Raw genomic sequence first — 22202 nt, 5'->3', positions numbered from 1 at the left:
CATGTCACTTTCCTGTCGCAAGAATTTGCTTTATGGCGCTATATCAACCCGCCGAGGGGGAGGCGTCATGTCCATCGAAATTTTGAATCGCGAAGCTCAGGGCGAAATGGTTCAGTCTTCAAAGGCGACGATCGCACCGGTTGCAAGCGATGTGTTCGGACGCATCGGAAATCTAGAAACCCGCCTGGCTCGCACGGCGCGGGAAATCGACGCTGCTCAGGCTGTTCGTTATCGCGTCTTCGTCGAGGAGATGAACGCGCAATTGCCGGCCGACGCCATGCGTCGCCAGCGCGATGTCGATAGCTATGATTCGATCTGCGATCATCTGCTGGTGCTCGACCGTTCGCTGGAAGGCGATACCGAAGATCAGATCGTCGGCACCTACCGTCTGCTGCGCCAGGAAGTGGCCATGGCAAATGGCGGCTTCTATTCCTCGTCGGAATTCGACGTCGACGCGCTTCTGGCCCGCCATCCCGACAAGCAGTTCATGGAACTCGGCCGCTCCTGCGTGCTGCCGGCCTATCGCAACAAGCGCACCGTCGAATTGCTGTGGCAGGGCAACTGGGCCTATGCGCTGAAGCATGGCATGGGCGCCATGTTCGGTTGCGCCTCCTTCCCCGGCATCCGTCCGGAACAGCATGCACTGGCGCTGTCCTTCCTCTATCATAACGTCGTTGCCAAGGATGAATGGACCGTCGGCGCGTTGCCATCGCTCGCGCGCACCATGGACCTGATGCCCGTCGAGGCTATCAATTCCAAGAAGGCGCTGATGGCGTTGCCGCCGCTGATCAAGGGCTATCTGCGCCTCGGCGCCATGGTCGGCTCCAATGCCGTCGTCGACCATGCCTTCAATACGACAGACGTGTTGATCGTCCTGCCGATCGCCAGCATCTCGGACCGCTACGTCAACTACTATGGCGCTGCCGCCGGCCGGTTCGCGAGCTGATCGAAGCAAGCCCCATTCGCTCGGTTAAAGCCCTCAGGGAATAGCGAAAATATCGATCTCATCCGTGATGCCGCGAAGCGAGACATGATGCGAGACCGGCTTCAGGCCGCGCATCGTCAGGAGCTCGGCGGCGCGGGGATTGTCGAGCACCGGGCCGGTCGCGAATATCTCGCGTGATGTCGCCAGATGCTGCACGCGAGAGGCGATGTTGACCGTCTGTCCGAAATAATCCTGTCGCTCGTTAAGGCTGACCGCGATGCACGGTCCCTCATGGATACCGATTTTCAAAAGAAGATCGTTATTGCCGCGCTCATTGTTGAGACCGAGCATGGCTTCGCGCATCCGCATCGCCGCGATCAACGCCCGATCCGGGCTGGGAAAGGTCGCCATGACAGCATCGCCTATGGTTTTGACGACGGCGCCCGCCTCATCGGCGACGATCTCGTGCAGAATGCCGAAATGGGTTCTGACCAGGTCGAAGGCCGCGAGATCGCCGACCCTTTCGTAGAGCTCTGTCGAGCCGCGCAGATCGGTGAAGAGGAAGGTGAGACTGGTGATCTTCAGCCGCTGGTCCACATCGATTGTGTCGGTGCGGTGGATGTCACGGAAGGTCTGGTTGGAAAGCAGGCGCTTTGCGGTCAGGAACGGGCGGCGATGGCCGAGCAACTCGTGAAGGGCGTCGTTCGCCACGCAAACGGATGGCAGCGCGCGGACATTCGTATGGTTTTCCATCACAATACGCAGGGGACCGGGCCGCAGAGTGATGGGATCGCTGTGCCGATGCAGGCGATCGAAGACGAGCGAGATGGTCTGGCGTTCCCGTGACGGTTCGCCCTTGACATCAAGGAATTGCGCCGCATGGGTGACCGGCTCGAAGATGATGACGAACTCCGCCGGCAATTGCAGCGACAATACCGCTTTCTCTCCGGCGGGCAGTTCCAGCGACTCCAGCACGAATTCGTCGACCTTCGCCTCATAGCCTTCTTCAGGCAGGTCGACGCCTGAACTCCAATAGATCTGGCGGAAATATTCGAACGGTGACAGCTCGTGCGGATTATGCGCCTCGATGTGGCGCACACGGGGGCTGACGGTGAAGGTGACCTCGACCATCTCGTCGAGCGTCGGTTCATATCCGGCTGCGCAAAGGGCGCAGCTATAGGTGTCGCTCTGCACGGTCTTCAGAGAAGTATTGGCGTCCAGCACCCCACCGCAGCCGGGGCAAAGAACATTCCAGGATATTTCGAACAGGCCAAGCCGGGATGCATGCAGGAACGCATTAATAACCTGTTCTTCATCGAAGCCATGATCGGCTGCGAAGGCAAGGGCGTTCACGCGGTTGAGCTTGCGGTCGGGCGCCTCAAGGACGAGCCGCTCGATAGCGTCGACAATATCTGGCCGCGCTGAATGGCGCAGCGTTCCAAAGAGGGGACGAGCTTCACTCATCTTCGTATTCTACACCCAATTGAGGCGGCGGCCATCGTCTTTCTTTGACCGCCGACCCTCCATGATATGGGTTCCCAGTTAGGATCCCCCGCCATAGGCGGCAATCGCCGCCATGTTGACGATATCGGAATCCTTGGCGCCCATCGAGGTAATCTGCACCGGCTTGTCGAGGCCGACGAGCAGCGGACCGATGACGGTGGAGCCGCCGAGTTCCTGCAGCATCTTGGTGGAAATTGCGGCGGAGTGGAAGGCCGGCATCACCAGCACGTTGGCGGGACCGGAGAGGCGGGAGAAAGGATACTGGCTCTCCATGATCTTGCGGTTCAGCGCCACGTCGGCGGCCATTTCGCCGTCGAACTCGAACTTGACATAGCGCTTGTCGAGGATGCTGACGGCTTCGCGCACCCGTTCGGAACGCTCGCCCGAGGGATGGCCGAAGGTGGAGTAGGCCAGCATGGCGACGCGGGGTTCGTAGCCCATGCGCCGCGCGAAGCCGGCGGCTTCCTCGGCAATATCGGCCAGCTCCTCCGCCGTCGGCATGTCGTGGACGGCGGTGTCGGCGACGAAGACGGTGCGGCCGCGGGCAAGCACCAGCGACACGCCGACGACGCGGTGCCCCGGCTTGGCGTCGATGCAGCGGCGCACGTCTTCGAGCGCGGTCGAATAGTTGCGGGTTACGCCGGTCACCATGCCGTCGGCATCGCCAAGCGCCACCATGCAGGCGGCGAAGTGATTGCGGTCGTTATGGATCAGGCGCGCCACGTCGCGGTGCAGGTAGCCTTTGCGCTGCAGCCGGGCGTAGAGATAGTCGATATAGGCCTCGACCCGCTTGGAAATGCGGGCATTGACGATTTCGAGGCCGGGCCGGTTGAGGTCGATGCCGGCGCGCTCCGCGGTGGCGTGGATCAGGTCCTCGCGGCCAAGCAGGATGGCAGTGCCCAGCTCCTGGTTGGCATAGGATAGCGCGGCGCGCATGACCTGCTCTTCTTCCGCCTCCGCAAAGACGATGCGTTTGGGACGCTGGCGCACGCGCTCGTAAAGCTGCGACAGCGTCGAGGCGATCGGGTCGCGCCGGGCCGATAGCTCGCGGGCATAGGCGGCCATGTCGGGAATGGCGCGGCGGGCGACGCCGCTTTCCATCGCGGCCTGCGCGACGGCAACCGGGATCGCCGAGATCAGGCGCGGATCGAAGGGCACGGGGATGATGTATTGCGCGCCGAAACGTGGTCTTGCGCCCTGATAGGCGGCGACCACGTCGTCTGGCACGTCTTCACGCGCCAGGCTCGCCAGGGCCTTCACTGCGGCGATCTTCATTTCATCGTTGATCGTCGATGCACGAACATCGAGCGCCCCGCGGAAGATATAGGGGAAGCCGAGGACGTTGTTGACTTGGTTCGGATAGTCCGAGCGCCCGGTTGCCATGATGGCATCGTCGCGGATGCGGGCGACTTCCTCCGGCGTGATTTCCGGATCGGGATTGGCCATGGCGAAGATGATCGGTCTGTCGGCCATGGAACGGATCATCTCGGCGGAGAAGGCACCCTTCTGCGACAGGCCGAAAACCACGTCGGCGCCCTTCATGGCTTCTTCCAGCGTCCGCTTGTCGGTTTTCACCGCATGCGCCGATTTCCACTGGTTCATGCCTTCGCTGCGGCCCTGGTAGATCACGCCCTTGGTGTCGCAGAGCACGACGTTTTCCGGATTGAAGCCCATCGCCTTGATCAGCTCGACGCAGGCAATCGCGGCAGCACCCGCGCCATTGCAGACGAGCTTGGTGGTCTTGAGGTCGCGGCCGGTCAGTTCCAGCGCATTGATTAAGCCCGCGGCGGCGATGATGGCGGTGCCGTGCTGGTCGTCGTGGAAGACGGGGATGTCCATCAGCTCGCGCAGGCGCTGTTCGATGATGAAGCAGTCGGGCGCCTTGATGTCCTCGAGATTGATGCCGCCGAAGGAAGGGCCGAGATAGCGCACGCAATTGATGAACTCGTCGACATTTTCGGTGTCGATCTCAAGATCGATCGAATCGACATCGGCGAAACGCTTGAAGAGAACAGCCTTGCCTTCCATCACCGGCTTGGAGGCGAGCGCACCCAGATTGCCGAGGCCGAGAATGGCGGTGCCGTTGGAGATGACGGCCACCATGTTGCCACGCGCCGTGTAGTCGTAGGCCGTCGCCGGATCGGCGGCGATCGCCTTTACGGGAACAGCGACGCCCGGCGAATAGGCGAGCGAAAGATCGCGCTGCGTCGCCATTGGTTTCGTCGGGTTGATCTCAAGCTTGCCGGGGCGGCCCTGCTTGTGGAAGTCGAGTGCTTCCTGATCGGTGATCCCCGTTCCTGGACGCGACGTGGTGTTGGTGTCAGGCATGTATCCTCCAAACCTCCTGTGGGCGACCGGTTCCTCTTGCCCGATAGCTGTTGTCTTCTATAGCGGCACGCGGATAGGGTGACACCTCATTTTTGGGAAAAACTGCACATCCGTGAATGAACGAATAATGACCAGCGTCGATGCTTTCTCGGCCGCCGAGCTTGCCTCGGAGGAAAGTCGTGCCTCCGCGACTCCGATGATGGAGCAATATATCGAGATCAAGGCGAACAATCCCGGTTCGCTGTTGTTCTATCGCATGGGCGACTTCTACGAGCTGTTCTTCGAGGACGCCGTCGACGCCTCGCGGGCGCTTGGCATCACGCTCACCAAGCGCGGCCAGCACATGGGCCAGGATATTCCGATGTGCGGCGTGCCGGTGCATGCCGCCGATGATTACCTGCAAAAGCTGATTTCGCTGGGTTTCCGCGTTGCCGTCTGCGAGCAGATCGAGGATCCGGCGGAGGCGAAGAAGCGCGGCGGCAAATCGGTGGTCCGGCGTGATGTCGTCCGTCTTGTGACGCCGGGAACCATCACCGAGGAAAAGCTGCTTTCGCCCTCGGAATCCAACTATCTGATGGCGCTCACCCGTATTCGCGGTGGCACCGAGCCGCAGCTGGCGCTGGCCTGGATCGATATATCGACCGGTGTCTTCCGGCTGGCCGAGACCGAGGCGTCACGGCTGCTTGCCGATATCCTGCGCATCGATCCGCGCGAGCTGATCCTGCCGGACACGATGTTCCACGATCCGGAGCTGAAGCCGGTTTTCGACGTGCTCGGCCGCGTGGCCGTGCCGCAGCCGGGTGTCCTCTTCGACAGCGCCAGCGCCGAGGGCCGCATTACCCGTTATTTCGGCGTTTCGACGCTCGATGGCTTCGGCACGTTCACCCGTGCCGAGCTTGCCGCAGCTGCGGCAGCCGTTGCCTATGTCGAAAAGACCCAGATCGCCGAGCGGCCGCCGCTTGGGATGCCGGAGCGCGAAAGCGGCGCCTCGACGCTGTTCATCGATCCCGCCACCCGTGCCAATCTGGAACTGGTGCGCACACTTTCGGGCGACCGCAACGGTTCGCTGCTGAAGGCGATCGACCGCACGGTGACCGGCGGCGGCGCGCGCCTGCTGGCCGAGCGGCTGATGTCGCCGGTGACCGACCCCGCGCGCGTCAGCGAACGGCTGGATTCGATCGGCTTCCTCGTGGAAGAACCCTCGCTTTGCAACGATCTGCGCACGGCACTGAAACATGTGCCCGACATGCCGCGCGCGCTGTCCCGCCTGGCGCTCGACCGGGGCGGCCCGCGCGATCTCTGGGCGATCCGCCAGGGTCTCGGTGCCGCCGCCGATATCGCTCGGATGCTCGGCTCGGCGCTTCTGCCGGAAGAGCTGGAAGCTGCCCTTGCCGGGCTCCGCTCTCTGCCTGCCGATCTTGAAGCTCTGCTTGCCGAGATGCTTGCCGATGAATTGCCGCTTCTGAAGCGCGACGGCGGTTTCCTGCGGGAAGGGGCGAATGCCGAGCTGGACGAGGTGCGGGCGCTCCGCGACCAGTCGCGCCGCGTCATTGCCGGGCTGCAACTGCAATATGCCGAGGAAACCGGCATTAAATCGCTGAAGATCAAGCATAACAACGTGCTCGGCTATTTCATCGAGGTCACCGCCGGCAATGCCGGGCCGATGACCGACAGCGCCGAAGCCAAGGCGCGCTTTATCCATCGCCAGACCATGGCCAACGCCATGCGCTTCACCACGACGGAGCTTGCCGATCTCGAAAGCCGTATCGCCAATGCCGCCGACAAGGCGCTGACGATCGAGCTGGCCGCCTTCGACCACATGGTCGCGGCCGTCGTTGCCGAGGCAGAGGCGATCAAGGCCGGCGCCCGCGCGCTGTCGGTGATCGATGTCGCCGCCGGGCTGGCGCTGCTCGCCGAAGAGCAGGCCTATTGCCGGCCCGTGGTCGATGCCAGCCGGATGTTCGCCATTGAAGGCGGCCGCCATCCGGTGGTCGAGCAGGCGCTGCGCCGACAGGCGGGTGGCCCTTTCGTCGCCAACAATTGCGATCTGTCGCCGACATCAGATGGCAAGGATGGGGCGATCTGGCTGCTGACCGGCCCGAACATGGGCGGTAAATCGACCTTCCTGCGCCAGAATGCGCTGATCGCCATTCTTGCGCAGATGGGCTCCTTCGTGCCGGCTGCCTCCGCCCATATCGGCATCGTCGACCGCCTGTTCTCGCGCGTCGGCGCGTCCGACGATCTGGCGCGCGGCCGCTCCACCTTCATGGTCGAGATGGTCGAGACGGCGGCGATCCTCAACCAGGCGACCGACCGCTCGCTGGTCATCCTTGACGAGATCGGCCGCGGCACCGCCACCTTCGATGGTCTCTCGATTGCCTGGGCTTCGGTGGAGCATCTGCATGAGGCCAACCGTTGCCGGGGCCTGTTCGCCACGCATTTCCATGAGCTGACCGTGCTATCGGAAAAGCTCGAGCGGCTCTCCAATGCCACCATGCGCGTCAAGGAATGGGACGGCGACGTCATTTTCCTGCATGAGGTCGGGCCGGGTGCCGCCGACCGTTCCTACGGCATTCAGGTGGCCCGGCTTGCCGGCCTGCCGGCCTCGGTCGTGGCACGCGCCCGCGACGTTCTGACGCGTCTGGAGGACGCCGACCGCAAGAATCCGGCAAGCCAGCTCATCGATGATCTGCCGCTCTTCCAGGTCGCGGTCCGCCGCGAGGAGGCGGGCGGCAGGCGCGGTCCGTCTAAGGTCGAGGAGGCGCTGAAGACGCTCGATCTTGACGATTTGACGCCACGCGCAGCTCTCGATGCGCTATACGAACTGAAAAAGACTCTGAACAAGGCCGGCTGATAACAGGCGATTCCCAAGGATAATCGGATGCATATCGAAAATCTTCTTGCCGAGGTCCGCGTTCTCGCCGACCGCTTTTCGCCGATTGCGGCGCGCGGCAAGATTTGCGGCGAGGGGGAAGCGCCCGACTGTGAGTCCGATCGGGGGCTTCTCAACATCGCCTTGTCCTGCAGCCGGATTTCCGACATCACGACTGCAATCGCCAAGGCCGGCTATTGGGAATGCGAGCGGGAAATGGTGACGCAGATCGGTGCTCAATCGCGAAACATATTGCATAGCATAAACGAGCTGAGACGGTCGCTTGTGGTGCCGCAGCCCTAAAACCGCCGATTTCTGCGTCGACAGCCGTCACTCTTCGTCAACCTTGACCCGATAGAACTCCCGAAAGCGCTGGTTCGGGGAATTGGGCTCCAAGCCGGATTACGGGATTCGGGCGTAGAAAGCCTGTGTCAATCGCCGGGCAAAGAGGCTATAGCGCATGCAGACGAAAAGACAGGCGCGCCGGCAATTGGCCGCGGTCAATGAACAGGATTCCGGTCGGCCGAGCATGGTTAAGCATGACATCGATTTCTCCGTCATTCTCGACGTCCCCGCGCTGAGGGCGGAATGCGAGACCCTCGCCAAGCGCCATGAAGACAAGAAGGACGAGCGTTCGGCCCTTCTCGCTCTGTTGAAGAAGGCGAGCCAGGAAGGCCGCGAAAACGCGCGCCGCCTGCTCTCGGAAGAAGGCGGCGGGCTCGATTGCGCGCACCGGATTTCCTGGCTGCAGGATCAGATCATCACTGTTCTCTACGACTTCACGGTCAGCCACGTCTATCCGAGGCAGAAGGGCAGCTTCACCGTTACCGCCGTCGGCGGCTATGGCCGCGACACGCTGGCGCCGGGCTCGGATATCGACCTTCTCTTCCTCTTCCAGCCGAAACCGGCAGAGGAGACGCACAAGGCGGTCGAGTTCATCCTCTATATGCTCTGGGACATGGGCTTTAAGGTCGGCCATGCCACGCGCACCGTCGAGGAGTGCATGCGCGAGGCGAAATCCGACATGACGGTACGCACCGCCATCCTCGAGACACGCTATATCTGCGGCAACGAGCCCCTGGCGCACGAGCTGGAGACGCGGTTCGACAAGGAAATCGTCACCAATACTGGTCCGGAATTCATCGCCGCCAAGCTTGCCGAGCGCGACGAGCGCCACCGCAAGGCCGGCGATACCCGCTATCTGGTCGAGCCCAACGTCAAGGAAGGCAAGGGCGGCCTGCGCGACCTGCACACGCTGTTCTGGATCTCCAAATATTATTACCATGTCCGCGATCCGGTCGAGCTGGTGAAGCTCGGCGTGCTCTCGAAACAGGAATACCGCCTCTTCGAAAAGGCTGAGGATTTTCTCTGGGCCGTGCGCTGCCACATGCATTTCCTCACCGGCAAGGCGGAAGAGCGGCTGTCCTTCGACATTCAGCGCGAAATTGCCGAGGCGCTCGGCTATCACGCCCGCCCCGGCCTTTCCGCCGTCGAACGCTTCATGAAGCACTATTTCCTTGTCGCCAAGGATGTCGGTGATCTCACCCGCATCCTCTGCGCGGCGCTCGAGGACCAGCAGGCCAAGGCGACGCCGGGCCTGACCGGCGTCATCAGCCGGTTTGCCCATCGCTCGCGCAAGATCCCCGGCACGATCGAGTTCGTCGAGGATCGCGGCCGCATCGCGCTTGCCAATCCCGATGTCTTCAAGCGCGATCCGGTAAGCCTCATCCGCCTGTTCTTCGTGGCCGATATCAACGGGCTTGAATTCCATCCCGATGCGCTGAAGCGCGTCACCCGCTCGCTGGGGCTGATCGACAATGATCTGCGCGAGAACGAGGAAGCGAACCGCCTGTTCCTGGCGATCCTGACCTCGAAGCGCGATCCGGCGCTGATCCTGCGCCGCATGAACGAGGCCGGCGTGCTTGGCCGCTTCATTCCGGAGTTCGGCAAGATCGTCTCGATGATGCAGTTCAACATGTATCATCACTATACGGTCGATGAGCATCTGATCCGCGCCGTCGAGGTGCTGTCAGAGATCGACAAGGGCAAGGCCGAGGATATCCATCCGCTCGTCAACAAGCTGATGCCGGGCATCGAGGACCGCGACGCGCTCTATGTCGCCGTGCTGCTGCATGACATCGCCAAGGGCCGCGAGGAGGATCACTCCGAAGCCGGTGCCAAGGTGGCGCGCAAGCTTTGCCCGCGCTTCGGCCTGTCGCCGAAGCAGACCGAGTTGGTGGTCTGGCTGATCGCGGAACATCTGACCATGTCGATGGTCGCACAGACCCGCGACCTCACCGACCGCAAGACCATCATCGACTTCGCCGACCGGGTGCAGTCGCTCGACCGGTTGAAGATGCTGCTGATCCTGACCGTCTGCGACATCCGCGCCGTCGGCCCCGGCGTCTGGAACGGCTGGAAGGGGCAGTTGCTGCGCACGCTCTATTACGAGACCGAGCTGCTGCTGGCCGGCGGTTTCTCGGAGGTATCGCGCAAGGAGCGGGCGGAAGCCGCCGCCAAGGCGCTCGAAGCATCATTGGATGATTGGGGTCAGAAGGCCCGCAAGGCCTATGTCAAGCTGCACTACCAGCCCTATCTTCTGTCCGTGCCGCTGGAAGACCAGATCCGCCATACGCGGTTCATCCGCCAGACCGACAAATCGGGCCAGGTTCTGGCGACGATGGTGCGCACCGACAGCTTCCACGCCATCACCGAAATCACCGTGCTGTCGCCGGACCATCCGCGGCTTTTGACGGTTATCGCCGGCGCCTGCGCCGCAGCTGGTGCCAACATCGTCGACGCGCAGATCTTCACGACGGCGGATGGCCGCGCGCTCGACACCATCCATGTCAGCCGTGAATTCACTGACGATGCGGACGAGTTGCGTCGGGCCGGCACCATAGGCAGAATGATCGAGGACGTGCTGGCCGGCCGCAAGCGCCTGCCGGAAGTCATCGCCACGCGCACCAAGAATCGCCGTAAGAACAAGGCTTTCGTCATCCCGCCATCGGTGACGATCTCCAACAGCCTGTCCAACAAGTTTACCGTCATCGAGGTCGAATGCCTCGACCGCACCGGTCTTCTGTCGGAAATCACTTCGGTTCTTTCGGACTTGTCGCTCGATATCCACTCGGCGCGGATCACCACCTTCGGCGAGAAGGTCATCGATAGTTTCTACGTGACCGATCTGGTCGGACAGAAGATCTCCAACGAAAACAAGCGAGCCAATATTACCGCGCGCCTGAAGCCGGTGATGGCGGGTGAGGAGGACGAGATGCGCGAGCGCATGCCGTCCGGCATGATCGCGCCCGCCTCCACGCGGTCGCTCAATGCCGAAAAGCCCAATACCGAAAAGAAAGCCGGTTCTGCCGCATGAGCCTCGTCAAGAAATTCATCACCGTCGGTGGCGCGACGCTCGGCAGCCGCATCTTCGGTTTCGCCCGCGAAACGCTGATGGCCGCCGCCCTGGGTACCGGGCCGATGGCCGACGTGTTCTACGCCGCCTTCCGCTTTCCGAACCTGTTCCGCCGCCTTTTCGCCGAGGGTGCCTTCAACGCCGCCTTCGTGCCGCTGTTTGCCAAGGAGATCGAGGCGAACGGCATCGACGGCGCCAAGCGCTTTTCCGAAGAAGTCTTCGGCGTTCTCTTTTCCGTTCTGTTCCTGATCACTGTCGTCATGGAACTGTGCATGCCGCTGATCGTGCGCTGGATTATTGCGCCGGGCTTTGCCGACGATCCGGAGAAGTTCTCGATCACGGTGCGCCTGGCGGCCGTGATGTTCCCCTATCTCATGTGCATGTCGCTGACGGCGATGATGAGCGGCATGCTGAATTCGCTGCATCATTTCTTCGCTGCCGCCGTGGCGCCCATCTTCCTCAACGTGGTGATGATCGGAGCGCTGTTCTATTCGCTCTATTTCGGCGCCGTTCCGTTGGAGACCGCCTGGTACCTGTCTTGGGGCGTGCTCGCCGCCGGCATCCTGCAATTGCTCGTCGTCTATATCGGTGTGCGCTATGCCGGCATCAACATCGGCTTCCGTTGGCCGCATTTCACGCCGAATGTGAAGCGTCTGCTGATCCTCGCCATTCCCGCCGCCGTGACCGGCGGCATCACGCAGATCAACCAGATGATCGGCCAGGCGATTGCCTCCAGCCGCGAAGGCGCGATCGCCGCCCTGCAATATGCCGACCGTATCTATCAGCTGCCGCTCGGTGTCGTCGGCGTCGCCGTCGGTGTCGTGTTGTTGCCGGAGCTGGCCCGCGCGCTGAAATCCGGTCATCTGAAGGAAGCCGGCAATCTGCAGAACCGCTCGATCGAGTTCGTGCTGTTCCTGACCTTGCCGGCCGCCATGGCGCTCTGGGTGCTCTCGGATGACATCATTCGCGTTCTCTATGAACGCCGCGCTTTCCATCAGGAAAACACTCTGATCGTCGGCTCGATCCTGGCAATCTACGGCCTTGGCTTGCCGGCCTTCGTCCTGATCAAAGCGTTACAGCCCGGCTTCTATGCGCGCGAGGATACCAAGACCCCGATGCGGTTCTCTGGTGTTGCGGTCGCCACCAACTGCGCGATCGCGCTCAGTCTCTTCCCTTACATGGGCGCGCCCGGCATCGCCGTGGCCGAAGCGACGGCCGGCTGGATCAGCACGGTGCTGCTGTTCACGACGCTGTTGCGTCGGGGACATCTGACCTGGGAATGGGCGCTCGCCCGCCGTGCCGCGCTGCTGGTCGTTTCCGCAGGCGTCATGACGGCGATGGTCGTTTATCTCCAGCACCGCTGGGAGCCATGGCTTGCCTCGAGTGCATCGCTGTTGACCAAGGTCAGCACGCTCGGCCTGTTGATCGGCATCTCCATGCTGGTCTACTTCACCGTCGCCTTCCTGATCGGCGGCGCCGACATCGGCATGATCCGCCGCAATGTGAAACGCAAGCCGCGGACGCCAGCACCGGATGCGGAAGTGGTGAACGGGGAGTAGCATCTTGCCGCGGCAATCCCTCTTCCTCATCACCCTCGTTGTCGACGACTACGATCGCGCCAAGGCGTTCTATTGCGATTGCCTCGGCTTCGACTGCCTACAGGACGAGCCGCAGCCCGAGGGCAAGCGCTGGGTCGTGGTGAAGCCGAAGGGCGATGAGGGTGCGGCGTTGTTGCTCGCACAAGCCGTGGACGACGGGCAGAGGGCCGCTATCGGTAATCAGGCCGGCGGCCGTGTCGGCTTCTTCCTCAAGACCGATGATTTTGCCCGCGATCACGCGGCGATGGTCGCAAAAGGCGTCCGTTTTCTGGAGGAGCCGCGCCATGAGGTCTACGGCACCGTCGCGGTCTTTGCCGATCCCTACGGCAACACCTGGGATCTGATCCAGCATTCTTCCTGAATTCCCGCCACATATCCTCTTGATCCCCGCCTGTCCGCCGTGCATAAGCCCGCCGAACACCAAGGGTCGAGCGCGAGCTCGCCCGGGCCCTCCACCAGCCTTTTTGAGGACGACATGACCGAATTCAAGCCGCTCGTATTCTCCGGCGTCCAGCCGACCGGCAATCTCCATCTTGGCAACTATCTCGGCGCGATCCGTAAGTTCGTGGCGCTGCAGGAAAACAACGACTGCATGTATTGCGTCGTCGACATGCATGCGCTCACCGCGCAGCTCGTGCATGAGGACATGCGGAGCCAGACGCGGTCGATCACCGCTGCGTTTCTTGCCGCTGGCATCGACCCGGAAAAGCATATCGTCTTCAATCAGTCGACTGTGCCGCAGCATGCCGAACTCGCCTGGATCTTCAATTGCGTCGCCCGCATCGGTTGGATGAACCGCATGACGCAGTTCAAGGACAAGGCCGGTAAGGATCGCGAGCAGGCTTCCCTCGGTCTCTACGCCTATCCGAGCCTGATGGCCGCCGATATTCTGCTTTATCGCGCCACCCATGTGCCGGTCGGAGACGACCAGAAGCAGCATCTGGAACTGACCCGCGACATCGCCATGAAGTTCAACCTGGACTTCATGGAACACATCCGCCGCTCGGGCTATGGTATCGACATCACGGTCGGCGATGAGCCGGTGCATGCCTATTTCCCGATGGTCGAGCCGCTGATCGACGGCCCGGCGCCGCGCGTCATGTCACTGCGTGACGGCACCAAGAAGATGTCGAAGTCGGATGCCTCCGATCTGTCGCGCATCAACCTGCTCGACGACGAGGAAAACATCTCGAAGAAGATCCGCAAGGCCAAGACCGATCCGGACGGTTTGCCGAGCGAGATCGCCGGTCTTGCCGGCCGCCCGGAAGCCGACAATCTGGTCGGCATCTATGCAGCCCTTGCCGATAAGTCGAAGGCGGATGTGCTCTCGGAATTCGGCGGTCAGCAGTTCTCCGTCTTCAAGCCGGCCCTGGTCGATCTCGCCGTCAATGTGCTGTCGCCGATCACCGGCGAGATGCGCCGCCTGATGGCCGATCCCGGTCATATCGATGCGGTCCTGCGTGACGGCGGTGCCCGCGCCCGCGCCCGCGCCGAGGTGACGATGAACCAGGTCCGCGACATCGTCGGCTTCATTTATTGACCATCTTATGAAGGCAGCCCCCGTCGACAAACGGGGGCTTGCAAAACGCCTCCTTCAGGTGGCAGAGTCGTCGCATGGTATCAAAACGTCTCTCACGGCTCGAAGGTCACCGCCGCAAGTTTATGGCGGTCATCGACGGCACGCCTGAATGCCAGCGCGCCGTCCATTATGCCGGCCGGCGGGCCAAGAATTCCAATGGCGGCCTTGTGCTTCTCTATGTGATCCCCGAGGGCGATTTCCAGCAATGGCTGGGTGTCGAGGAGATCATGCGGGCGGAAGCGCGCGAGGAGGCCGAGGCGACGACGGCGAAAGCGGCGCAGATCGTGCGCGAGAATATCGGCATCGATCCGGAGATTGTCATTCGTGAGGGGTCGGCCGCCGATGAGATCAATGCGATGATCGAGGAAGACCGGGATATTGCACTTCTTGTTCTGGCCGCAGGTTCGGCCAAGGAGGGGCCAGGGCCGCTGGTATCTTCGATCGCAGGGCGTGCTGCTGCCTTTCCGATCCCGGTGACGGTGCTGCCGGATACGTTGACGAACGAGGAAATCGACGCCCTGAGTTGAGTTGGCGAGGGCTATTTCTTGAGGCCTGGTCTCTTGATTAGAGCGGCCAAAAAGCCTATCTTCTTTTGAAATATTCTAAAGTCGGCGCAGGGCTTTTAGCCCGCCGCATGGAGATCAAGATGTTCATTCAGACCGAAGCGACGCCGAACCCCGCCACCCTGAAGTTCCTGCCGGGCAAGGTGGTCATGGAAAGCGGCACGGCCGAATTCCGCAGCGCTGATGAGGCGGAAGTTTCGCCTCTCGCCGCTCGCCTGTTCGATATCCCCGGCGTCAGCGGCGTCTATTTCGGCTACGATTTCATCTCCGTCTCCAAGGACGACCAGGAATGGCAGCATCTGAAGCCCGCCATCCTCGGCTCGATCATGGAGCATTTCATGTCTGGCAAGCCGGTCATGGGCGCGGCATCGGTTCTCTCCGAAGCGCAGGATGCCAGCGGCGAGTTCTTCGATGAGGGCGACGCGACGATCGTGTTGACCATCAAGGAATTGCTGGAGACCCGCGTTCGTCCGGCCGTTGCCCAGGATGGCGGTGACATCACCTTCCGCGGCTTCCGCGACGGCAAGGTCTACCTCAACATGAAGGGATCCTGCGCCGGTTGCCCGTCGTCCACGGCGACGTTGAAGCATGGCATCCAGAACCTGCTGCGCCATTTCGTTCCGGAAGTTCAGGAAGTCGAAGCCGTCTAAATCTTCGCATTTCGGAAAAATAAACATGATTGTACTGGCGCTCGACACGGCAGGTGTAGATTGCGCTGCCGCGGTGTATGATAGCGGCAGTGATTCTGTGATGGGGGAGGTCACGGAGACGATCGGGCGGGGGCATGCCGAGCATTTGATGGATGTTGTCGACGCGGCGCTGGCGAAAGCCGGGATAGCGCTTGCGGCGGTCGAACGCATCGTAGTGACCGTCGGCCCCGGCTCTTTCACCGGCATCCGCATCGGCGTCGCTGCCGCTCGCGGTTTCGCGCTCTCCCTCAATATTCCAGCCATCGGCATCACGACCCTAGAGGTCATGGCCGATGCCGCGCGGGAACAGAATCCGGGTCAATCGGTTCTGGCCGCCATCGATGCCAAGCGCGAGGAGATTTATCTCCAGTCCTTCGACGCCGATGGTCGCCCGTTGGACGAGGCCCGTGCCGTGACGATCGACGAAGCGCGGGCAATCGCCGGCGCCTTCGATGGTGTCGTCACCGGCACGGCCGTCGCCCGGCTCAGCGATGCGCCGCCCGCGGAGCGGCCCGACGCATTTCCGATTGCCGTCGTTGCCCGGCTGGGTGCTGCCAAACCCGTCAGCGACAAGCCGAAACCGCTTTATCTTCGCGGACCCGATGCCAGACCGCAGGCCGGATACGCTGTTGCCAGGCTATAGACATGCTCGAATCCTATCTGACCCTGAAAGCCGAATATGAAATCGTCCCGATGCAGCTGCGGGATTGCATTGAAGTAGCTGCCCTGCATGGCGAGCGCTTCGCGCGGGTCTGGAGCGATACCGAGTTCGAGGATCTGCTGTCGCAGGACACGACCTTCGGCTTCGTCGCCCGGCAGACCAACGCCATCCTGAAGAAGCCGCTTCCGGGCTTCGTGCTGGCGCGGCATGTGGCGGGTGAGGCCGAAATCCTGACGATTGCCGTCAGCGCCAAGCTTGGCCGGACGGGCCTTGGCTGGCGGCTGATGCAGGCGGCGCTGCGCGAGGCGCGCAATCGCGGCGGCGAAACCATGTTTCTCGAGGTTGACGGCGTCAATCAGCCGGCCATCGGGCTCTACCGCAAGCTCGGTTTCGAGACGGTGGGCGAGCGCAAGGCCTACTATGTCGATGAAAACGGTGCGAAATCGACGGCGCTTGTCATGCGGCGCGTTCTTCGCTAGTCCGTTGTCATAGACGAAGTGACCGAAGACCGTATTTGATGATCGATCCCGTAAAATCTCTGGAGGAGCTTTGCGCCGAGCGCGGCATGCGTATGACGGAGCAGCGCAAGGTCATCGCCCGGATCATCGAAAGTTCCGAGGACCATCCCGACGTCGAGGAGCTGCACCGCCGCTCTGTCAAGGTGGATGCGAAGATCTCGATTTCGACGGTTTATCGCACGGTGAAGCTTTTCGAGGATGCCGGCCTTCTTGCCCGTCATGATTTCCGCGACGGTCGCTCGCGCTATGAGACAGTGCCGGAAGAGCATCATGATCATCTGATCGATCTGAAGAGCGGCGAGGTGATCGAGTTTCACTCGCCGGAGATCGAGGCGCTGCAGGAGCGCATTGCCCGAGAACATGGTTTCAAGCTCGTCGACCACCGGCTGGAGCTTTATGGTATCCCGCTGAAGAAGGACGAACGCTGACGTGATGACTGTCGTGCCGGAGCGAAAGATTTGGTGACCTGGCTGCGCGTCGGCTGTGCCGCTATCGTCATCTTTGCCGTCAGTCTCGTCATGCTGCCGTTGCAGATCCTCTGCCTGCGCTTCGACTGGAAGCTCCGGCGCTATCTGCCGCGCTACTGGCACCGCATCGTCTGCTATTGGCTCGGCGTCCGCATCCATGTCATCGGACAGCCGGAAAGCCGCCGGCCCCTGATGCTGGCCGCCAACCATTCGTCCTGGCTGGATATCCTCGTGCTGTCAGCCGTTGCCGACGTCGCCTTCATCGCCAAGTCGGAAGTGCGGGACTGGCCGATCTTCGGCCAGTTCGCTGAGTGGCAGAAGAGCGTCTTCATCGAGCGCGAGCAGAAGCGCAAGACAGGCGATCAGGTGAACGAAATTGCCGAGCGCATGGCCAATGGCGAGATCATGGTGCTGTTTCCCGAAGGCACGACCTCGGACGGCAATCGCCTGTTGGAGGTCAAATCCTCGTTGTTCGGCGCCGCCGCCGCCGCCCTGCCGAAAACACCGGATGCGGTCGTGCATGTGCAGCCGGTGGCGGTCGCCTATACCCGAATTCACGGCATCGCCATGGGCCGCTACTATCGCCCGATCGCTGCCTGGCCCGGTGATATCGAGCTGGTGCCGCACCTGAAGGATATCGTCGCCTGTGGCGCCATCGATGTCGATGTCTGCTTCGGCGAGGCCGTGGAATATCGCGCCGACACCAAGCGCAAGGATGTCAGCGCCACGATCGCGCGGCGCATCCGCAATATGCTCGCAAGCCGGCTGCTCGGCCGCGAGATTGCCTGATATCCGGGCGTTTTCAACTTTTTGATTTTCTCGGCGAGCAAAAGCCACTACATAGCGGCCATGACCAAGGACAGCTTAACTCTCGACGCCCCCGAGCCGACCGCCCTGCAGCTCGGCCCGCGCGATGGCTCCAACAGCCGCAAGGTTTTCATCAAGACCTACGGCTGTCAGATGAACGTCTATGACTCGACGCGGATGAGCGATGCGCTCGCCCGCGATGGCTATGAGCCGACCGAGGACATGGAAGAGGCCGATCTGGTCCTGCTGAACACCTGTCATATCCGCGAGAAGGCCGCCGAAAAGGTCTATTCCGCGCTCGGGCGCCTGCGCGACATGAAGAAGCGCAAGGCTGCCGACGGCCGCGAGATGATGATCGGCGTCACCGGCTGCGTCGCCCAGGCCGAAGGCGAGGAAATCCTTCGTCGTGCGCCGGCCGTCGATGTCGTCATCGGCCCGCAGACCTATCACCGCCTGCCGGACGCGCTGCGCCGTGCCAAGGAAGGCCACAGGGTCGTCGATACGGAATATGCGCTCGAGGATAAGTTTGAACATCTGCCGATTGCAGAAAAGTCGAAGATCCGCGCTCGTGGCGTCACGGCGTTCCTGACGGTGCAGGAAGGCTGTGACAAGTTCTGCACTTTTTGCGTGGTGCCCTATACGCGCGGCTCCGAAGTCTCCCGTTCGGTCGCCCAGATCGTCGAAGAGGCTGAGAAACTTGTGGATGGCGGGGTGCGCGAAATCACGCTTCTCGGCCAGAATGTCAACGCCTGGCACGGCGCTGGCCCCAATGGCGAGGCCTGGAGCCTTGGCGATCTGCTCTACCGGCTGTCGGACATTCCGGGTCTGGCCCGGCTGCGCTACACCACCAGCCACCCGCGCGACATGGACGACCGGCTGATCTCGGCGCACCGCGACCTGCGCACGCTGATGCCTTATCTGCACCTGCCGGTGCAGTCCGGATCGAACCGCATTCTGAAGGCGATGAACCGCCGGCATACGGCGGCCGAATACTTTGCCCTGATCGAGAAAATCCGCGCTGCACGGCCGGATATAGCCCTTTCCGGCGATTTCATCGTCGGTTTCCCGGGGGAGACAGAACAGGATTTTGCGGATACACTCCGTCTGGTGGAGGAGGTGAACTATGCGCAAGCCTTCTCGTTCAAATATTCGACCCGCCCGGGCACGCCCGGTGCGGAGCTGAAGGACCAGGTGCCGGAAGAGATCAAGGCGGAACGGCTTGAACGGTTGCAGGCGTTGCTATTGAAGCAGCAACACGCTTTCGCCGATGCTTGTGTCGGCAAAGTGGTCGATGTGCTCCTGGAAAAGCCTGGCCGCATGCCGGGACAGTTGATAGGTCGCTCTCCCTGGCTTCAGTCTGTGAATATTGATGCAAAAGCATCGCAAATCGGTGACATTATAAACGTACGAATCACCGGGACCAGCACCAACAGCCTTTTTGCTGAGTTGCTCTAGGTTCCGGACGGGCACAAGGAGCCACACCGCTTGAACGGACAGGAATTGGTTTCTTCATCATCGCGCCAGCCCCGCATCGCGAGCGACGCCAATCACTTCATCCTGACGTTCGAGAATAATCGGTTCGCCAGCGAACTTTTCGGACAGTTCGATCAGAATCTGAAGCTGCTGGAGGAGCGTCTCGGCATCGACGCCCGCGCCCGCGGCAACTCCGTCGTCATCACCGGCGATGTCTCGGCCACTAACCAGGCGCGCCGCACTCTCGATTATCTCTATGACAAGCTGCAGAAAGGTGGGAATGTGGAGCGCTCCGACGTGGAAGGGGCAATCCGTATGGCGGTTGCCGCCGACGACCAACTGACGTTGCCGACCATGGAGAAAAAAGCCAAGTTGACGATGGCGCAGATTTCGACGCGCAAGAAGACGATCATCGCGCGCACGCCGACACAGGATGCCTATATGCGGGCGCTGGAGCGTTCCGAGATGGTCTTCGGCGTCGGCCCTGCCGGTACCGGCAAGACCTATCTGGCCGTCGCCCACGCCTGCCAGCTTCTGGAGCGCGGTGCCGTCGAGAAGATCATCCTGTCCCGCCCGGCCGTCGAAGCCGGTGAGCGCCTCGGCTTCCTGCCCGGCGACATGAAGGACAAGGTCGATCCCTATCTCCGTCCGCTCTATGACGCGCTCTACGACATGATGCCGGCCGACAAGGTCGAACGCGCCATTACCGCCGGCGTCATTGAAATTGCGCCGCTTGCCTTCATGCGCGGCCGCACGCTCGCCAACGCCGTCGTCATTCTTGACGAGGCGCAGAACACCACGGCGATGCAGATGAAGATGTTCCTGACCCGCCTCGGCGACAACGGACGCATGATCATCACCGGCGACCCGAGCCAGGTCGACCTGCCGCGCGGCATCAAGTCCGGCCTGGTGGAGGCCCTGGACCTGCTGACCGGCGTCGAGGGCATCACCATCGTCCGCTTCAAGGACGTAGACGTCGTCCGCCATCCGCTGGTGGCGCGCATCGTCAGGGCCTATGATGCGACCTATGCCGTCCCTGCTGTGGGTGGTGGCGGTGAGGCCGATCCGCAGATCTGATGGCCGAACTCGATATACAGATCAGCGTCGAGGAGGGCGATTGGCCCTCCGAAGACGTTTTGCAGGCTTTGGCTGAGCGCGTTCTTGGCGTAGCCGCCGCCTATCTCAAAAAAAATGAGAAGCAGCCTTTTCCGAAAACGGCGCCGGAACTGTCGCTCGTCTTCACCGACGATGCCGCGATCCGTGAGATCAATGCGGAATGGCGAGAACAGGACAAGGCGACCAACGTCTTGTCTTTCCCCGCTTTTCCGCTGGTTCCCGGCGGCAAGCCCGGCCCGATGCTCGGCGATATCATCATCGCCCGGGAGACGGTGGAGCGTGAGGCGGTCGAGCTGGAAAAGAGTTTTGACGACCATCTGACCCATTTGATGGTGCATGGTTTCTTGCATCTCTTCGGCTACGACCATATGAATAATAGCGAAGCCGAAAGAATGGAGGGGCTGGAGACTCGCATTTTGGCTAGTCTTGGCCTATCTGATCCCTATGCGGGGCAGGACCCCATTTGACTTGAACCCTGTCTGATCAGGAACAATGAGCGACTTTACGACAAGACCGGCCTCTGAGGCCAAAGACGGCGCCGACACCGCCTCCTCCGATGAGGCAGGCAGTAGTAGCAACGGCAAGCGATCGCAATCTTCCTTCTGGGCACGCGCAGCGCGCATTCTACGTCCGGCTCAAGGGTCGGCACGACTGCGCGAGGATCTGGCCGACGCGTTGATGACCAGCGCAACGGATGACGATGCCTTTTCGCCGGACGAACGGGCGATGCTGCACAATATCCTCCGCTTCCGCGAAGTGCGTGTCGAGGATGTCATGGTGCCGCGCGCCGATATCGAGGCGGTCGACCAGAACATCACCATCGGCGAATTGATGATCCTCTTCGAGGAGAGCGGCCGCTCGCGCATGCCGGTCTATGCCGAAACGCTGGATGACCCGCGCGGCATGGTGCATATCCGCGACCTCCTCTCCTATGTCGCCAAGCAGGCGCGCAACAAGCGCCGTGCCGGCAATGGCAAGACCGCTGCGTCTGCATCGACCGCGACGCCGGCCGAAAAGCCGGCGCGCTCGGCCAAGCCGAATTTCGACCTTTCGCGCGTCGATCTCCAGAAGACGCTGGCCGAAGCCGGTATCATCAGGAAAATCCTGTTCGTGCCGCCCTCGATGCTCGCCTCGGATCTTCTGCGCCGCATGCAGGTCAACCGCACGCAGATGGCGCTCGTCATCGACGAATATGGCGGCACCGACGGTCTCGCCTCGCATGAAGACATCGTCGAAATGGTCGTCGGCGATATCGATGACGAACATGATGACGACGAGGTGATGTTCAAGCGCGTCTCCGAAGACGTTTTCGTTGCCGACGCCCGTGTCGAACTGGAGGAGATCGCTGCGGCGATCGGCTCCGATTTCGACATCAGCGAGCAGGTGGACGAGGTGGATACGCTGGGTGGATTGATCTTCTCGGCGCTTGGCCGCATCCCGGTGCGTGGCGAGGTTGTCCAGGCGCTGCCGGGCTTCGAGTTTCATATTCTCGATGCCGATCCGCGCCGCATCAAGAAGGTTCGCATCACCCGCAAGCGTCATCCGGTGCGCCGTCGTCCGGCCAGGGCGGACGGTGAGGGAGGCGGGCTCGACCGGGATCTTCCATCGCCGGATATGCTTTCTGAGGTATCTTCGGCCGAACGGAACGCCGCCAACCAATAGAGTGGCGCTTCAACAGGACAAATCGC

At 61.9% G+C, this 22202-nt stretch carries 19 protein-coding genes; 17 read left to right on the top strand and 2 right to left on the bottom strand.

The window, feature by feature from the left end; translation table 11 throughout:
- The first annotated feature begins 67 nt into the window (after positions 1-67).
- Positions 68-946 (top strand): GNAT family N-acetyltransferase, encoded by an 879-nt coding sequence (locus tag AB6803_RS15255; RefSeq protein ID WP_371109668.1) that lies wholly within the window; start codon positions 68-70, stop codon positions 944-946.
- Positions 947-979: 33 nt separating this feature from the next.
- Here AB6803_RS15255 and AB6803_RS15250 read toward each other — a convergent pair whose 3' ends face one another.
- Positions 980-2389: an adenylate/guanylate cyclase domain-containing protein gene (locus tag AB6803_RS15250; protein WP_371109667.1), complete on the bottom strand. Its 1410-nt coding sequence runs from the start codon at positions 2387-2389 to the stop codon at positions 980-982.
- Positions 2390-2467: 78 nt separating this feature from the next.
- Complete coding sequence (locus AB6803_RS15245) at positions 2468-4756, bottom strand: NADP-dependent malic enzyme (protein ID WP_371109666.1); 2289 nt, start codon at positions 4754-4756, stop codon at positions 2468-2470.
- Positions 4757-4868: 112 nt separating this feature from the next.
- Here AB6803_RS15245 and mutS point away from each other — a divergent pair, with 112 nt between their 5' ends.
- From mutS to AB6803_RS15165, 16 genes are all read left to right on the top strand, one after another.
- Positions 4869-7610 (top strand): DNA mismatch repair protein MutS, encoded by a 2742-nt coding sequence (gene mutS / locus AB6803_RS15240; RefSeq protein WP_371109665.1) that lies wholly within the window; start codon positions 4869-4871, stop codon positions 7608-7610.
- Between the two features lie 27 nt (positions 7611-7637).
- On the top strand, positions 7638-7931 hold the full coding sequence (locus AB6803_RS15235) for a hypothetical protein (RefSeq protein WP_371109664.1): 294 nt from the start codon (positions 7638-7640) through the stop codon (positions 7929-7931).
- A gap of 157 nt (positions 7932-8088) precedes the next feature.
- Positions 8089-11004 (top strand): [protein-PII] uridylyltransferase, encoded by a 2916-nt coding sequence (locus AB6803_RS15230; protein ID WP_371109663.1) that lies wholly within the window; start codon positions 8089-8091, stop codon positions 11002-11004.
- On the top strand, positions 11001-12602 hold the full coding sequence (gene murJ / locus AB6803_RS15225; RefSeq protein ID WP_371109662.1) for a murein biosynthesis integral membrane protein MurJ: 1602 nt from the start codon (positions 11001-11003) through the stop codon (positions 12600-12602). The genes AB6803_RS15230 and murJ overlap by 4 nt, the downstream gene beginning before the upstream one ends.
- Before the next feature lie 4 nt (positions 12603-12606).
- A complete protein-coding gene (locus tag AB6803_RS15220) occupies positions 12607-13002 on the top strand; it encodes a VOC family protein (RefSeq protein WP_371109661.1) in 396 nt (131 codons plus the stop codon).
- A gap of 114 nt (positions 13003-13116) precedes the next feature.
- Positions 13117-14181 (top strand): tryptophan--tRNA ligase, encoded by a 1065-nt coding sequence (trpS, locus tag AB6803_RS15215; RefSeq protein WP_174163782.1) that lies wholly within the window; start codon positions 13117-13119, stop codon positions 14179-14181.
- Between the two features lie 74 nt (positions 14182-14255).
- On the top strand, positions 14256-14747 hold the full coding sequence (locus AB6803_RS15210) for a universal stress protein (protein ID WP_047461320.1): 492 nt from the start codon (positions 14256-14258) through the stop codon (positions 14745-14747).
- A 119-nt stretch (positions 14748-14866) separates the two neighbouring features.
- Positions 14867-15433, top strand: a complete 567-nt coding sequence (locus tag AB6803_RS15205) for a NifU family protein (RefSeq protein ID WP_007695391.1) — start codon at positions 14867-14869, stop codon at positions 15431-15433.
- Positions 15434-15458: 25 nt separating this feature from the next.
- Positions 15459-16115 (top strand): tRNA (adenosine(37)-N6)-threonylcarbamoyltransferase complex dimerization subunit type 1 TsaB, encoded by a 657-nt coding sequence (gene tsaB / locus AB6803_RS15200; protein ID WP_371109660.1) that lies wholly within the window; start codon positions 15459-15461, stop codon positions 16113-16115.
- A gap of 2 nt (positions 16116-16117) precedes the next feature.
- A complete protein-coding gene (locus AB6803_RS15195; protein WP_371109659.1) occupies positions 16118-16612 on the top strand; it encodes a GNAT family N-acetyltransferase in 495 nt (164 codons plus the stop codon).
- A 38-nt stretch (positions 16613-16650) separates the two neighbouring features.
- Entirely contained in the window at positions 16651-17079 is a 429-nt protein-coding gene (locus AB6803_RS15190) for a Fur family transcriptional regulator (protein ID WP_371109658.1), read from the top strand.
- Positions 17080-17109: 30 nt separating this feature from the next.
- Positions 17110-17907, top strand: a complete 798-nt coding sequence (locus tag AB6803_RS15185; RefSeq protein ID WP_371109657.1) for a lysophospholipid acyltransferase family protein — start codon at positions 17110-17112, stop codon at positions 17905-17907.
- Positions 17908-17967: 60 nt separating this feature from the next.
- On the top strand, positions 17968-19380 hold the full coding sequence (miaB, locus tag AB6803_RS15180; RefSeq protein WP_371109656.1) for a tRNA (N6-isopentenyl adenosine(37)-C2)-methylthiotransferase MiaB: 1413 nt from the start codon (positions 17968-17970) through the stop codon (positions 19378-19380).
- Positions 19381-19410: 30 nt separating this feature from the next.
- Positions 19411-20475: a PhoH family protein gene (locus AB6803_RS15175; protein ID WP_371109655.1), complete on the top strand. Its 1065-nt coding sequence runs from the start codon at positions 19411-19413 to the stop codon at positions 20473-20475.
- Positions 20475-20981, top strand: a complete 507-nt coding sequence (ybeY, locus tag AB6803_RS15170; protein ID WP_371109654.1) for an rRNA maturation RNase YbeY — start codon at positions 20475-20477, stop codon at positions 20979-20981. The genes AB6803_RS15175 and ybeY overlap by 1 nt, the downstream gene beginning before the upstream one ends.
- A gap of 25 nt (positions 20982-21006) precedes the next feature.
- Positions 21007-22176, top strand: a complete 1170-nt coding sequence (locus AB6803_RS15165) for a hemolysin family protein (RefSeq protein WP_371109653.1) — start codon at positions 21007-21009, stop codon at positions 22174-22176.
- Positions 22177-22202 lie beyond the last annotated feature (26 nt).

Origin of the sequence: Rhizobium sp. RCC_161_2, from assembly GCF_041355235.1 — a bacterium.
Classification (GTDB): Bacteria; Pseudomonadota; Alphaproteobacteria; order Rhizobiales; family Rhizobiaceae; genus Rhizobium.
Note: the sequence above shows the minus strand (reverse complement) of the source record. Positions and strands in the feature narration are given on the sequence as shown.